The sequence below is a fragment of the Chryseobacterium proteolyticum genome (assembly GCF_046591535.1).
Taxonomy (GTDB): Bacteria; Bacteroidota; Bacteroidia; order Flavobacteriales; family Weeksellaceae; genus Chryseobacterium; species Chryseobacterium proteolyticum.
Map to the genome: position 1 here is coordinate 209,323 of NZ_JBJLWK010000001.1, position 13,583 is coordinate 222,905.

The window sequence follows — 13,583 nt, forward strand, 5'->3', positions numbered from 1 at the left end:
ACCCATGTCAAAAATTCTTTGACACCCTGGGAATTGATGATGGGCATTCCATCTGATCTTAAAAAAATAAATATAAACAGATGAAAGTAGAAGTTTTCCTCGTATCTGGTCAAGGTATTAAAAATCAATGTTACCTCATTCACGATAACCATTCCGGAATATTGATCGATCCGGCATGGGACTATGAGTTGATCAGCAGTTTTTTGAAAGACAACCATATTACATTGAGAGGGGTTTTATTGACTCACTCTCATTACGATCATACAGATCTGGCCTCCATTTTTGCAGTATATTATGGGGTACCGGTATATATGTCAGCCATTGAAATCAGACAATATGAATTTACATGCCCTAATCTCATCGCTATCCAGCATTTGCAGGATGTCATGGTAGGTCAGTTTAGTGTAACGGCCTTACTGACTCCGGGACATACGAAAGGAAGTGTTTGCTATCTCATTGATAAGCATTGTTTTACAGGAGATACTATTTTTATTGAAGGAGTGGGCATCTGTGACAATAGTGGAATCAATTCCCTTTATGATTCCGTACAGTTTATAAAACAATATTTACCCCAGCAGGCCTTAATCTGGCCGGGACATTCGTTTGGTGAACAGCCGGGAAAAGAACTAAGTTTTCTACTGCAGAACAACATCTATTTCCTTTTGAACAGAAGAGATGCTTTTACAGATTTCAGGATGCGGAAGAATCAGCCAGACCCTTTTTCTTTCAAATAATAATGCTAATTTTATGCGTTTATTGACGATGAACTTATTGCTATGAATGTATCCATACAAAATAATAGTGCAGTTGAAAAATTAGCTTTACAGAGAGCAGATGGTTTGTATCCTGCTGCTATTGCAGTAACACAGCACTCGCTGGCTCAATTGAAAGAAATACGACATTCTTTTTTGCATCAGGAAGAACTGGACTTTTTTGGTACATTAAAGTTACCTAAAGTTCAGCACAGTTATTTACTCGGTAGATACGCTGCCAAAACGGCATTAAGTGCATTTATGAATGAGGTTGTTTTACCAGATACAAAAATAGTTTCCGGAATATTCCAGCAACCGGTTCTTCATTTATCCGGAGCGGGAAATATCCAATTAAGTATTTCTCATACTACAGAAATGGGGATAGCTGTGGTATTTCCGGAAGGACATCCGATGGGGGTAGACGTAGAAGCTGTTAGTGCAGAGCAATCAGATACCATTAAAGGAGTTATTACTCCTCATGAGAAAGATAAGCTTTTGGATATTGATGTTGATGAAAACAAAAGTCTTACTGTTTTATGGACGATTAAAGAAGCCCTGTCCAAAGTCCTGAAAACCGGTCTTATGACTCCTTTTCATTTATATGAAATTGAGGATATTGAGCATAAAGGAAATGTTATCGTTTGCAGCTTTATCAATTTTCCTCAATATCAATCCATATCCTGGGTGTCAAAAGGACATGCATGGTCCATTGTATTACCTAAAAAAAGTAGTTTGGATACAGCAGTGATTTCACGATTGTGTTTGTAGAACAGTTATTTTTTCTTTGACTTTTTCTTTTTCTTTTTGTACCAAAGATAAGTAGCCTGTTGAGATGAGCTATCCGGTTGCCCGGTCTGGTTTTCGGAAATACTCTGGCCTTTACTGTTAATGATCCTCTTTTTGGTATGGTCATTCAGCTCCATATCGATAATGGTATTAATCTCCTGCATGATTTTTTTTATCCTTTATAGGAAAGGCAACTTCTATTCTGCGGTTGAGATTTCTGCTAAGCATATCTGCCGAAGAAAGGTAAATTTTTTCTGCTCCATCATTGTGAAATCGATAGATACGGGAGTGTTCAAGATAACGGTCTACAATCCTGTAAATCTTGATGTTTTCCGTATAACCGTTAATTCCCGGCAGCAAAGTGCAGATCCCCCTCACAATAAGGGTAATTTCAACTTTTGCATTATTGGCTTCAATTAATTTACTGATGATTTCCTTGTCATTAAGACCGTTGATCTTCATGAATACTGCTCCTTTCTTGCCATTCTCAACATTTTGTATTTCAATATCGATATGCTGTAGGATATTTTCTTTAAGATTAAATCCTGCAACCCATAAATTAGAAATAGGGTAATTTTTTTCTTTGGTTTTAAAAAACCTGAATACCTGCTTCAGATCATCCGTATATTCTTTTTGAGAGGTGAAAAAGCCAAAATCGGTGTATGTTTCTGCTGTATTTTCATTGAAATTTCCTGTTGATAGGTAAGCATAATTCTTTGTCTTTCCTGCATTTTTTAAGGTTAATAGAGCCACCTTGGCATGTACCTTAAGATTAGGCATACTGTAAATGATCCTGATTCCGGCCCTTTGCATCTCGTTGGCCCAGAAAAGGTTATTATTCTCATCGAATCTGGCTTTTACCTCAACAAAAACAGTTACTTTTTTTCCATTTTTTGCAGCGCTGATCAGAGCATTAGCAATGAGGGACTGTGAAGATATGCGGTACAGGGTTACTTTTATTTCCGTTACATCTTTATGAATAGCAGCCTCGTTAAAAAACTGTAGGACATAATGATAAGATTGATATGGGAAATGGAGCAGCTGGTTTTCTTCACCAATGACTTCAAATATTGATTTCTTGGTTTCAAACGGAAAATATTTCAGCGGTGGGAAATTTTCGTTCTGAAGATCCGGAAAATTGGGATTAGGAAACTTAAACAGATCAAAAAAATTATGATGAGTGCCACCTTCAATCATTTCGTAGTCCTTCAGATGGAATGCATTTTTACATAGCTTTCTCATTACTTCGGGCATATTAAAATCATACAGGAATCTTGTAGATGAACCCGATTTTCTTTCCTGCAGTTTCTTTTTGATCTTGGAAACCAGATTTCCGCTAGCTTCGTCCTCAATCAGGTAATTTTCATCCCGGTTAAGTTTAATAGCAAATGCTGTAGAGGTTTTCTGGTCAGGGAATATATAATGCAGACATTTTTTAATTATTGTGTCTATGGATATGATGTAATTTTTTCCTTTTACAGGGCTCAGTAATTTATACCGGTTCAGCTTATCAGCTGGTATATTGATGTAACAATAGGTGATTTCGCCATTTGTATTTTTTAGCCGGATCAATAAGTAAAGCTGCCTGTTATTTAAAAAATACTCCTGATTTTCGTCTTCTGACAAATAAACAATTTGGATATAAGAAAGGATGGTTGTTTTAAAGTAACTGTCGATCTCCTCTGTATGCAGGGGGAGCAACGACTGGTTTTCGTAATAGATGATCTTATTTTCCTGAAGTTCCGGGATAATCTGCTTTTTCCATATCGAACCGAATGTATTCTGCTGGCGGTTAATTTCCTTATTAACCTTCTCAAACAAATTGCTTTTTTCAGGAATAGAATGCAGATCGCTGATCTTTACCCTATAAAATTCATCAAGATTAGAAGAATGAATGGCAAGAAATTTTATTCTTTCATACAGAGGATTGGTTTTATCAGCCGCTTCCTGTAAAACACAATCATTAAAAGATAACCAGGACAATTCGGATGGAAATATATATTTTTTAGGCATTTTATAATTGTTGAAGTCAAATATAGATAAGGATGGATTCAAATTTTAGTTTAGAAAATCCTCTTTCAAAATTTCATTAAGCGATATTGAATGTGAAATTAATACAATTTTTAATATCAAAACCATAATTCATGGTTAGTTTGCGAAATATTAATACTGGAAATTAGATAAAACCTGGTTATTGTGATAAAGCAAAATATAGGTGATCTTAAATATTACTTCCTGATCAAAATAGATATGAAATGAGGCTGAACACGTACAAATACAGGGATAAGCAATAGAGAAAAAGCGTAATCGTTAGCGCTTGATTATTAAATAATCTATTGAATCTATATTTTAAATTAAAAAATAATAGCTAAATTCACTTTTTAACAAAAAGAAGATGAAGCTTAATCATATCAATTTAGTTGTTGCCAATGTTGAAAAGACAACAAAATTCTTTCAGACCTATTTCGGTTTTAAATGTGTAGATGTAAAAGGAGATTATATCGTTAGTGTATTAAAGGGAGAAGGTAATTTTACACTGGTATTGATGAAAAACCGAGAAGGAACTCCTGCTTACCCCGAAGCCTTTCACATAGGATTTATGCTGGACACCATAGAACAGGTTAATGATATATACCAACGTTTAAAAACGGGAGGTATTGTAGGAGAACAGGAACCTCGCAAAATAAGGGATAGCTTTGGTTTTTATTTCAGCTATGAAAACCTGATGATAGAGGTAGGGCATTATTATGAATAGTTTTTAGTTTGATTAAGGTAGAGGTTTTTAAGATTTTGATTTTGTGAATCTTATACGAATGTTTTAGATGATAGGTTGAATGGAATCCGGAAAAACTAAAAATTTAAAATAGAAAACAATAGTAAAAACAAACACATTCAGATGAAAAAAGCGTTTATGTATTTTTTGCTGGTCATTTTTATGACGTCGTGCAGGAGTACTTCTGTGGAAACAAATTTAACAAATGACATCAATAAATTGATAGATGGCAAAAAAATGGACATAGGAGTTTCTGTCAGAAATAATGAAGGAAATGAATTAGTTAAGATTAATAATGATAAGAAATACAGGCTATACAGTGTATCAAAATACTTTTTAGGTCTTTATATTTTACATCTTGTAGATCAGGGAAAGATGAATCTGAATCAACAGGTTGTATTTTCTAAAGAAGATTTAAGACCAGATACCTATAGCCCTCTGAGAGATAGTATTCCCCAGGGAACAACAATGTCTCTTAAACAGTCCGTCTTTTTTATGCTTAAACGTAGTGATAATAATATATTCGATAAGCTTGCGAATCATGTTCCCGGAAGCTTTGACGGCCTCAATACTTTTATCCATGAAATTCACATGGGAAATCCGGGAGATTTCAGTATTATGTATGATTATACCAGTCCTTTAAAAGACTTTGAATCAAATAGGATTACCCCTGGTTTTGCTACAAAAATCCTTTATCAGGTTGAAAAGAAGAAAATATTATCTCACGAAAGTTTTGATCTGCTAAAAAACGGAATGGAACATTCGGTAACAAATACCAGAATACAGGGATTGATACAAAATAAAACAAAATCATTTCATAAATCAGGAACATCAGGCAGGGACAATGGTGTGCTCCGGGCATGTAATGATATTGGAATTGTAAATCTTCAAGATGGTAAATCTTTCAGTATTGCCGTATTTATATCCGACTCCCATGAAGACAATAAGACCAATGATGATGTAATAGCAAAAATAACGGACTTAGTGTATAGTAAGTTGAACAAATAAATGCTCATGTACTTTATGTGTCTGATTTGTATGTTTATGGACGGACTTTAACACTGTACTTTTCTTAAATTATTTCCCGTAAAAATAACGGCCATATATTGTCTTTGAATTGTTCACGGAAAATGCCAAAATGCCCGATAGTATCAGTATTAAAATCTTTTGGAACCAGATGAATTCTGGTCAGATCTGCCCTTTCATATTTTTTACTGAGCCAGTCAACGGCTTTTCTGGGGGCAAAATGATCATCTTCAATGCTAACAGAAATTAAAGGGGTTGTGATGTTTTTGAAAAATAGATCCTGCTTCGGAATATGATCAAAAAGATAATTAGGCGACAAACACCATTTTCCCCATTGTTTGGCAACATTCTTAGGTAAATTTTCCATACCGCTGATTCTTTTGGAGGGAAGATAATTAAAAAAGTTGATCACTAGAGGAAACATCGCTTTCCAATAAGTCCATAACTTATATTTTTGAAACCCTTTCCAGAATTTCCAGTATCTGCTCTGGGCTGCGACAAGAATAATTTTACCAGCCTCTGTGGAAGATGATGATAACCCGATGAGCTGCCCTCCGATACTGTGCCCCAATAAAATGATATTCTGGTCCGGATAATTCTTTTTAGTGTATTCCGTTACAGCATGCAAATCGGTTTTTCCCCAGTCTGAAGCACCATTATTCAGTTTTTGAATAGGCTTTTTAAGAGATTCTCCTATACCAAGGTAGTCAAAAGTAATGACTGAAACTCCATGATCAGAAAGGAATTGTGCAAACTTTTTATAATAAGATTGTTTTACTCCGGTAGCTGATGATATGATCAGAATATTTTTACTGTCAGGAATTTCGTAAATATGGGCAGAAACACGATACCCTTCATTGGTTTTGATTTCTACTGTTTTCATCATATTTGGTTATGTAGTTTGAATAAATAATGATTTCTCATTATTAAGAGGTTTTTGATAAAATAGTGAATAAAAATTTTTAATAAATGTAAGCCATAATTTTTTTAATAAGAGAAGAATTGCCTTGATTTTAAATGTTATACATAATTTTTATTGAAAGTAATCTCCGAAAATACTATTTTTAAAATCTGTCTCATTTCAAATAACTATTTCAAACAACGAGTAACGAATATGCACGAACTATTACCTTTCATGTTAGCCTTGATTATAGCAATTGTATTGATCGAAATGTTGGCTGAAAAACTGAGAATTGCATATCCCATACTTCTTGTTGTTGCCGGACTGCTGATCAGTTTTATTCCCGGGCTGCCAGGCATACAGATTGATCCGGACCTTATATTCTTTATTTTCCTGCCGCCTATTCTCTTTGAAGCTGCATGGAGTATTTCATTTAAAGAAATGAAAAAGTGGTGGCGGATCATTGGAAGTTTTGCCTTTCTGGTTGTATTTTTTTCCGCGCTCACAGTTGCATTGATATCTAATTATTTTATTCCGGGTTTTACCCTTGCATTAGGTTTTCTGTTAGGAGGAATTGTATCGCCTCCCGACGCGGTTAGTACGGGAGCAATTATGAAGTTTGTGAGAATTCCAAAATCCACCTCCGCAGTTCTGGAAGGTGAAAGCTTACTGAACGATGCCTCATCGCTTATTATTGTCCGCTTTGCTTTAGTAGCTATAGGAACGGGACAATTTATTTTCCAGACGGCGATTACGGATTTCTTCTGGATGGTTATAGGAGGAATAGGAATCGGACTTTTAGGAGGCTGGCTCTTTATCCAGGCTCATAAAAGACTGCCTACGGATGCACCTTCAGATATTGTGTTTACACTGGTGGAATCCTATCTGCTGTATTGGGTGGCTGAACAGGCACATAGTTCAGGTGTGCTGGCCGTAGTCGCCGGTGGATTGTTTTTATCCACCCGGAGGCTTACTTTTCTCAGTAGTGCCAGCAGGATCAAAGGGCTCAGTTTTTGGGAAGCGCTGATCTTTATTTTAAATGGTATCGTATTTATGATCATCGGATTAGCTCTTCCGGAAATTGTGAAGGGGCTTAGGGCAGATGGGATTCCTTTAAGAACAGCAATTTTTTATGGAGCCCTTGTTACGGTAATTTTAATTGCTACCCGGATGATCTCTTCTTATGCCGCACTGATTGCAACTGTTATGTTCAGGCCCAGTGTTGCTCCCGGAAGAGGTTTAAGCCGCCGGAGAATACTTGGCTTACCGCTGTTATTAGGTTGGACAGGAATGCGGGGTGTGGTGTCATTAGCCGCTGCTTTATCTATTCCGTTGACCTTACCGACCGGAGAAGCTTTTCCACATAGAAATCTGATATTGTTCGTCACCTTTACAGTGATACTTTTTACACTTCTTATCCAGGGGCTTACTCTTCCTCTTATCATTGAACGCTCAAAATTGTTTGATTACGGCAGGGAATTACCGGAGGATGAAGCAAAAATGAAAGTAAAAAACCATCTTGTGGTAGAAACAATACGTTTGTTAAAAGAAAAACAAAAAATGGGGGAGTATGAAGATCCTCATTTACAAAAGATGATCGACCAGTGGGAATATAAAATAAGCCAGCCGGAACATTTGAGAATGACCGAACGGACCAAACAGAATTACCTTGAATTGCTGGAAAATCAGCGTAAATTCTTATCGGGACTTAACAAAGATCCTGAATTGCATGAAGAATACATCAATTGGCAAATATATCAGATCGATCTGGAAGAAGAGAGAATCAGACTTTTATAAATCAATAAAACGGGCTTTAGCCCGTTTATTTTTATTAATCAGTATAAAATGCATGCATCCTTTTCACCTTGCCCTCATCATTAAAGAACATCACCTCAATTGCTTTTTTGTTCATAATAGATTGGTAATACAATGCAACGGAATTGATACCGTAAGTGACATCATACAGCTCAAAATGCAAATCGGGTACCTTCTCAAGAGCACGTCCCCAATATTCTCTAACAGCTTCTTTTCCTTTAAGGGTATCTTCACCTGATGTGAATGTTTTGATCATCGGAGTAGTGATCTCTATATCATCTGCATAATGGCTCAGGATGTCTTCCAAATTATGAGAATTCCAGGAATTGATCCAAAGGTTGGCAAAATTTTTAATGTCCATAGAATATTTAGTTTTTTAGAGTCAATAGATTAACGGGCAGAAGTAGGAAGTTTAACAAAGCTGATGTCGTCCAGAATAACTACGCCTTCCGGAGTTTTATCAAAGATCAATGAGATCGATTTCAGCCTATCCAGATCCAGTTCCGGATACTTTTTTCTGACGGTATCAAGGTCAAAATAAAAATAGTCTGGAATAGATTCTGCATCAGGATTATCATTGAAAAAACTGAATTTGGTTAAGTTCTTTTTCAGTTGAGGTTGTAAAGGTGCACAGTCACTCAAAAGGAAATGTGCTTTTTTTCCGTTTTGATCAGTCAGCTCAATACTGAAATCGATGGCCTTTTTTTTGCAGATCTTTTTTTTACGGACTCCTCCTTTTTAGTTTCTTTTTTTCCTTTCCGGGCTGCTACCGAAGATTCATCGCTCTCTGCAAGATTAAATGCCAATGCTTTGCCCTTTAAATCCTGGCGGAGGCTGTCAGGGAAAGTAAAAGTATATTTTCCTGGTTTATTACCGGTTTCACTGTGATTCCAGCCGATATAAGCAGCTCTTGAAATTTGACTGTTCCAGATCAGCTTCTGCTGGGCTTCCCGCCATAAGCTAAGGTTTTCACCCGTGATCTGTACACCTTTTAAAGTGGCAGTAGATAGGTTGAGATCTTCTTCATAACGGGCAACAAATGTCGTTTCACTATCTTCAAACTGATTGAAATAAACATGGTTCGGAAGCCATTTTCGTCCATACCGGTAATCTGTAAAAAGAGGTTTGTAGACGTTTTCTCCTTTCAGGTTAACATCTAAAAAAGCGGATATGTATACTTTTGCGATCTGTTGTTGTTCCTTTTCAGGCATCAGGTTTTTCATATTGAACTGATTGATATACGGACTGCTGGAATCATAGCTTCCCCATGAAGTATTGAACTGTCCGTGGTTTGCCTGATGAACATACAATCCAGCTTTGAATCCCTTATAATCCGGTGAATACTGAATCCGTTTATATGTGGCAAGTCCGCCGTAAGACTGCATGTCCATATCATGAACTCCCTGGATGACAAAATAATTGATGTCTTCCAGGGGTGCTAAAATAGATGCCGGCTGATACTGTCCGTCCACCGGTGCAATAGCTATGTAAGCTTTTATATTAAAATTAAAATCGAATCTTTCATTGGCATTATCAGGAAAATAAGGCAGCTTATTGAACAGCGCAGCGTGTGACATGGCTTCCCCGCCTCTGGAATGTCCTATAAGCGCAATCTGATCCATATTGATCCTGTTAAAAAACGGATTACGAGGATCCTGACTCCATTTTCTCCAAAGCTGCAGATGTTTAAGCATCAGCCAGCCTCTTGCTCCGTTTTCGTCTTTGAATCCTTTTTGGTCGATATCCGTAAAACTTGTATTCAGGAAATTTTCATCAACGGATGCTACGATATACCCTTTGCTTGCCAGAAGCTTACCCAGATAATCATATCCTTTTTCAGACCAGTCCTGGGCCAGATGATTGCCATGAACGATCAATACCAAAGGAGCCTTTCCATTGAGATTTTCAGGATACCAAACCATTGCATTCAGGGGAAGTTGCGTTTTATCAAATCCAAAATAGCGTGTACGGAGTTTACCGGACATTCCATCCCATGAGTTAAGAAGTAGGGAGCCGTCTACAGAAGCTGTTTTAATATTTACATCCCGGCCATAGATCGTACGGTGTTTGTCTTTTCCCGATCCGTAAGTAAGGAAAGCTACTTTGTATTTTCCCGGAAGGGAAGGGTCAGGAGCATTGATCGGGAGGGGAAGTTTCCCGGACATTTTATAATTTTTAACTGCTGAAGGAGTATTCCCCGAATCCAAATAAATATAACCGCCAATCACGATTCCAAGAATTCCAATAAAAAGTGAAGTTGCGGTAAGTATTTTCTGACGCAATGACCAGCTTGTTTTAGATTTGGATCTCCAATAGAACAAAGCTCCAAAGGTAAGAGAAGGAAAAAGAACAAGAAATACAATCAATACCCAGCGAAATGTAGATGTAATTAAAATAAGATAGAAGAAAAAAAACAGGGTAAAACCGATTGCATGTCTGAAATTAGAAGGTGTTCTGCCTATTAAGCCGGCCAACCAGCCTATTAATCCGCCAATAAGGTAACTTACCAGAAGTGAAATCAGCAGAAATAAAATGAAATTTCCCCATCCTATGGCAGGAAGGAATTTATCCGCGGATACCAGAATGAAAAAAATACAGGAACTCAAAAGAATGCCATACCCGCTTGCTTTTAATGTCTGACGGCTTGGAGCAATCGAGTTTTCTAAACGTTGAAACCAACCTGTTATTTTTTTCCATAGTGAAGTTTTTTCTTTCATAATATATTGCTTGGTGTTTGTTTTTATAAAATGGAAGTCTACTATAGAAGCTACACATCAACTGCTGAAAAAGGAGGGTGGAAGTACCTGGGATCAGCATATTCAAATTCGAAATTCAGTTCAGCGATCAGTCTGGCTGAAGAGATTTTCTTTCCTTCCGGTTTTGCGGTATCTGTGTTCAATATGTTTTTCTGAATACTGATGACTTCTGATTTGGTAGGATGAAGTGGGGCAACCACATTATAGATTCTGGAAGAACATTGCTTTTCAATCATTTTCTCAATAACCGAACAAATGTCGTTGTAGTGAATATGATTGACAAAAAAATTGAGATTTGAGACATTATATTTGCTTAGAAAACGATCATCTCCCATGAGACCAGCTAATCTTAAAATATTAGTTTGGGGATATCTGGTTCTGATCATTCTTTCTCCGGAAATCTGATCAGGAGATACATCTTCCTCGGTAAATTCTTTATTGTGATCAGGATATACCCCTGTTGTACTCATAAGAAAAATCTGTCCGTCATAATCTTCTATAAATGAAAAAAGGTTCTGGATCCTGTTGTATAAAGAACTTGCACAGCAGCTTTTTCCCGAAATAGGAATAGTAATGATCAGGACATCCAGCTCATTGATAATCTGCCATTGATCCATTTTTTCGGTCAGCAGATAATCGGGAAAATTGACAAGGTAAGGATGAAATCCCTGTTTTTCCAAGTGCTTAGCCTTGTCCGGACTTGTTATTGTTGTATAGATCTCAAAGGTTTCGGACAATTTTGTTGCAATCCTTGATCCCAGCCAGCCACAACCGATTATTCCTGCTTTTTTCATATTAACTTTTTTTTTATCTTCTTCCTAATTATAATGATGTGAATTCGAACTTGTGTACTATTATTTTTTTTAAGTAGGTGAAATTAATCAATTTATTTAGTATATACCTGCTGTCAGGTAGAAAAAAATACGCTCCAGCAGGTATTGGAGGGGCCTCTTTATGCAGGTAAATTTGCTTTTATAATTGATGAAAGGAAGGGTAAGAGCTTGTAACCATATTTTCACTGGATCTGGAATTCATTTCATGGATTTAACAGTATATATTTTAACACCAAACAATAATAAAATGAAAAAATTAATCTGTACTTTTTTATTTTTAACAGGGTTGGGCATTGCGGCACAACCCACAGTGACGAGAGCGGCACTTGATAAAATTAACATTACCACTGATGTTTATCATGCCAATGTTTCGGCATCTTTGAATCCGGGACCTTCCGGAGCCGGACAAACCTGGGATTTCTCATCTTATGTAGGCACACCCGTAATCAGTACTAAACTATATCCGTGTCCGGGGCATGCTAATTGTTCTAAATTTCCAACGGCCAACAGAATAAGCGAATTGGTAGGAGGAAGTACTTACGATTATCTTCTCAATAGTGATACGGAAGCCACAACTATTGGTAATTACAGTACACCGGGAGATGTAATGATGACCTATACTGATCCCTTGATCAATTACAAATTTCCTGTTAATTACCTTCAGGAATTTACAGATACTTATCAGATCAATATTCCTGGTACGGTAGAGAACGGACAGGAAAACTTTAAAGTAGACGGATATGGCACTGTGATAACACCTAACGGAACTTTTCAGAATGCTTTGAGGATTAAGAGAGTAAGAACGGCAACCCAAACCAGCGGCGGAGTATCTCAGGACTATCATAATGAATCGTATCAATGGGTCACTGAATCCAACGGACCAGTTCTGGTAATTGCATTTAATACATTTACAACTAACGGACAAACCACGACCCAGCCTTCATTGGCATATTTTTCACCGTCGTCTACATTATCTACGATAGATATGGATAACAAAAAAGATGAGATTGTGATTTATCCTAACCCGACATCAAAATTCATCACAATAAAATCTAAAGATGACATTAAAAATATCAGTATTATCAGCCTAGATGGTAAAGTTGTTCAGAAAACACAGAATTCCGGAATGATCGATGTTTCAGAGCTGCCTAATGGAATATATGTGGTTCAGGGAGAATTAAAAAGTGGGAAAATTATTTCGAAAAAAATCAGTAAACAGTAATTTTTTTCATTTTTTATGATGGAAAGGTACTATCCGCTTTGGATAGTACTTTTTATTTTATGTGGAGATCATTTCCTTTTGTCAAAGTCCGTTTTCTTTTGCAAATTTTAAAAGTTCAACCACATTACGGACCTCACATTTGTTCAATAAATTTCTCCGGTGAGTTTGTACTGTAAGATAGCTTAAGAAAAGGATATCCGAGATCTCCTGTGTCGATTTACCTTCCGATACCAGCTTTAGAATTTCTTTCTCCCTTTGGGTTAACCTGGGAACCGATTTAAGATCATAAATACTGGTCTTTTCAACAATTGCTTCAATTTCGGAGCTAAAAGCCATTTCTCCGGATACAGCCTTATTAATGCAGGATTTGAATTCTTCGAGTGACGCATTTTTTAGCAAATATCCATGTGCTCCGTTTTTGATCATTTGTAAAATAATGCTTCTTTCGGATTGGCTGCTCATTGCCAATACGATGATTTTAGGATGGTTTTTTTTTTATTTTCAGGCATAGATCGATGCCATTGATGTCCGGAAGAAATACATCCAGCAGAACAACATCTGCTTTACCAAGATGCTCATAATTGAGGAGGGCTTCACCGGTATTGAAGCTCCGGACAATTTCCACATCATCTGATTTCGAAAAAAGCATTTGCAGTCCCTCAGCGATAATAGGATGGTCATCAACAATAATTGTTTTGTAGGGTTTTGTCATGATGGGT

General features: G+C 36.8%; 15 protein-coding genes. 6 read left to right on the forward strand and 9 right to left on the reverse strand.

Annotated elements, in window-relative coordinates:
• Positions 1-80 precede the first annotated feature (80 nt).
• Positions 81-734, forward strand: coding sequence for an MBL fold metallo-hydrolase (locus ACJ5H0_RS00725; RefSeq protein WP_273647759.1), 654 nt, complete (start codon positions 81-83; stop codon positions 732-734).
• A gap of 42 nt (positions 735-776) precedes the next feature.
• On the forward strand, positions 777-1,520 hold the full coding sequence (locus ACJ5H0_RS00730) for a 4'-phosphopantetheinyl transferase family protein (RefSeq protein ID WP_411246748.1): 744 nt from the start codon (positions 777-779) through the stop codon (positions 1,518-1,520).
• Positions 1,521-1,525: 5 nt separating this feature from the next.
• Here ACJ5H0_RS00730 and ACJ5H0_RS00735 read toward each other — a convergent pair whose 3' ends face one another.
• Together ACJ5H0_RS00735 and ppk1 are read right to left on the reverse strand one after the other, a co-directional pair.
• The gene (locus ACJ5H0_RS00735; RefSeq protein WP_411246749.1) at positions 1,526-1,702 is read right to left on the reverse strand and encodes a hypothetical protein; all 177 of its coding nucleotides are present in this window, start codon (positions 1,700-1,702) and stop codon (positions 1,526-1,528) included.
• Positions 1,689-3,551 carry a polyphosphate kinase 1 gene (ppk1, locus tag ACJ5H0_RS00740; protein ID WP_411246750.1) on the reverse strand — a complete coding sequence of 621 codons (1,863 nt, stop codon included), beginning with the start codon at positions 3,549-3,551 and terminating at the stop codon, positions 1,689-1,691. Before ppk1 ends, ACJ5H0_RS00735 begins: the two co-directional genes overlap by 14 nt.
• Positions 3,552-3,933: 382 nt before the next feature.
• On the opposite strand from ppk1, the gene ACJ5H0_RS00745 reads away from it, so the two are divergent.
• Complete coding sequence (locus ACJ5H0_RS00745) at positions 3,934-4,293, forward strand: VOC family protein (protein WP_273647762.1); 360 nt, start codon at positions 3,934-3,936, stop codon at positions 4,291-4,293.
• Positions 4,294-4,434: 141 nt separating this feature from the next.
• Entirely contained in the window at positions 4,435-5,319 is an 885-nt protein-coding gene (locus tag ACJ5H0_RS00750; protein ID WP_411246751.1) for a serine hydrolase, read from the forward strand.
• A 64-nt stretch (positions 5,320-5,383) separates the two neighbouring features.
• Here ACJ5H0_RS00750 and ACJ5H0_RS00755 read toward each other — a convergent pair whose 3' ends face one another.
• Positions 5,384-6,223: an alpha/beta hydrolase family protein gene (locus ACJ5H0_RS00755; protein ID WP_411246752.1), complete on the reverse strand. Its 840-nt coding sequence runs from the start codon at positions 6,221-6,223 to the stop codon at positions 5,384-5,386.
• 228 nt (positions 6,224-6,451) lie between these two features.
• Between ACJ5H0_RS00755 and ACJ5H0_RS00760 the strand changes: the two genes are divergently transcribed.
• Positions 6,452-8,035 (forward strand): Na+/H+ antiporter, encoded by a 1,584-nt coding sequence (locus tag ACJ5H0_RS00760; RefSeq protein ID WP_172283436.1) that lies wholly within the window; start codon positions 6,452-6,454, stop codon positions 8,033-8,035.
• 34 nt (positions 8,036-8,069) lie between these two features.
• On the opposite strand, the gene ACJ5H0_RS00765 is transcribed toward ACJ5H0_RS00760, so the two are convergent.
• The 4 genes from ACJ5H0_RS00765 to ACJ5H0_RS00780 are packed head-to-tail and all read right to left on the reverse strand — an operon-like array spanning position 8,070 to position 11,603.
• Positions 8,070-8,414 carry a nuclear transport factor 2 family protein gene (locus ACJ5H0_RS00765; protein WP_172283434.1) on the reverse strand — a complete coding sequence of 115 codons (345 nt, stop codon included), beginning with the start codon at positions 8,412-8,414 and terminating at the stop codon, positions 8,070-8,072.
• A gap of 29 nt (positions 8,415-8,443) precedes the next feature.
• Positions 8,444-8,695, reverse strand: a complete 252-nt coding sequence (locus ACJ5H0_RS00770; protein ID WP_411246753.1) for a hypothetical protein — start codon at positions 8,693-8,695, stop codon at positions 8,444-8,446.
• A 32-nt stretch (positions 8,696-8,727) separates the two neighbouring features.
• Positions 8,728-10,770 (reverse strand): alpha/beta hydrolase, encoded by a 2,043-nt coding sequence (locus ACJ5H0_RS00775; protein ID WP_411246754.1) that lies wholly within the window; start codon positions 10,768-10,770, stop codon positions 8,728-8,730.
• Between the two features lie 50 nt (positions 10,771-10,820).
• A complete protein-coding gene (locus tag ACJ5H0_RS00780) occupies positions 10,821-11,603 on the reverse strand; it encodes a Rossmann-fold NAD(P)-binding domain-containing protein (protein ID WP_411246755.1) in 783 nt (260 codons plus the stop codon).
• A gap of 286 nt (positions 11,604-11,889) precedes the next feature.
• On the opposite strand from ACJ5H0_RS00780, the gene ACJ5H0_RS00785 reads away from it, so the two are divergent.
• On the forward strand, positions 11,890-12,864 hold the full coding sequence (locus tag ACJ5H0_RS00785) for a T9SS type A sorting domain-containing protein (RefSeq protein WP_411246756.1): 975 nt from the start codon (positions 11,890-11,892) through the stop codon (positions 12,862-12,864).
• Positions 12,865-12,945: 81 nt separating this feature from the next.
• Here ACJ5H0_RS00785 and ACJ5H0_RS00790 read toward each other — a convergent pair whose 3' ends face one another.
• Positions 12,946-13,326: a response regulator transcription factor gene (locus ACJ5H0_RS00790; RefSeq protein WP_411246757.1), complete on the reverse strand. Its 381-nt coding sequence runs from the start codon at positions 13,324-13,326 to the stop codon at positions 12,946-12,948.
• A gap of 16 nt (positions 13,327-13,342) precedes the next feature.
• On the reverse strand, positions 13,343-13,576 hold the full coding sequence (locus ACJ5H0_RS00795; protein ID WP_411246758.1) for a response regulator transcription factor: 234 nt from the start codon (positions 13,574-13,576) through the stop codon (positions 13,343-13,345).
• Between the last annotated feature and the right edge of the window lie 7 nt (positions 13,577-13,583).

Excerpts from the sequence above, each read along its gene's own strand:
- ACJ5H0_RS00725 (WP_273647759.1), top strand. The coding sequence starts at position 81 with ATGAAAGTAGAAGTTTTCCTCGTATCTGGTCAAGGTATTAAAAATCAA.
- ACJ5H0_RS00730 (WP_411246748.1), top strand. The coding sequence starts at position 777 with ATGAATGTATCCATACAAAATAATAGTGCAGTTGAAAAATTAGCTTTA.
- ACJ5H0_RS00735 (WP_411246749.1), bottom strand. The coding sequence starts at position 1,702 with ATGCAGGAGATTAATACCATTATCGATATGGAGCTGAATGACCATACC.
- ppk1 (WP_411246750.1), bottom strand. The coding sequence starts at position 3,551 with ATGCCTAAAAAATATATATTTCCATCCGAATTGTCCTGGTTATCTTTT.
- ACJ5H0_RS00745 (WP_273647762.1), top strand. The coding sequence starts at position 3,934 with ATGAAGCTTAATCATATCAATTTAGTTGTTGCCAATGTTGAAAAGACA.
- ACJ5H0_RS00750 (WP_411246751.1), top strand. The coding sequence starts at position 4,435 with ATGAAAAAAGCGTTTATGTATTTTTTGCTGGTCATTTTTATGACGTCG.
- ACJ5H0_RS00755 (WP_411246752.1), bottom strand. The coding sequence starts at position 6,223 with ATGATGAAAACAGTAGAAATCAAAACCAATGAAGGGTATCGTGTTTCT.
- ACJ5H0_RS00760 (WP_172283436.1), top strand. The coding sequence starts at position 6,452 with ATGCACGAACTATTACCTTTCATGTTAGCCTTGATTATAGCAATTGTA.
- ACJ5H0_RS00765 (WP_172283434.1), bottom strand. The coding sequence starts at position 8,414 with ATGGACATTAAAAATTTTGCCAACCTTTGGATCAATTCCTGGAATTCT.
- ACJ5H0_RS00775 (WP_411246754.1), bottom strand. The coding sequence starts at position 10,770 with ATGAAAGAAAAAACTTCACTATGGAAAAAAATAACAGGTTGGTTTCAA.
- ACJ5H0_RS00780 (WP_411246755.1), bottom strand. The coding sequence starts at position 11,603 with ATGAAAAAAGCAGGAATAATCGGTTGTGGCTGGCTGGGATCAAGGATT.
- ACJ5H0_RS00785 (WP_411246756.1), top strand. The coding sequence starts at position 11,890 with ATGAAAAAATTAATCTGTACTTTTTTATTTTTAACAGGGTTGGGCATT.
- ACJ5H0_RS00790 (WP_411246757.1), bottom strand. The coding sequence starts at position 13,326 with ATGAGCAGCCAATCCGAAAGAAGCATTATTTTACAAATGATCAAAAAC.
- ACJ5H0_RS00795 (WP_411246758.1), bottom strand. The coding sequence starts at position 13,576 with ATGACAAAACCCTACAAAACAATTATTGTTGATGACCATCCTATTATC.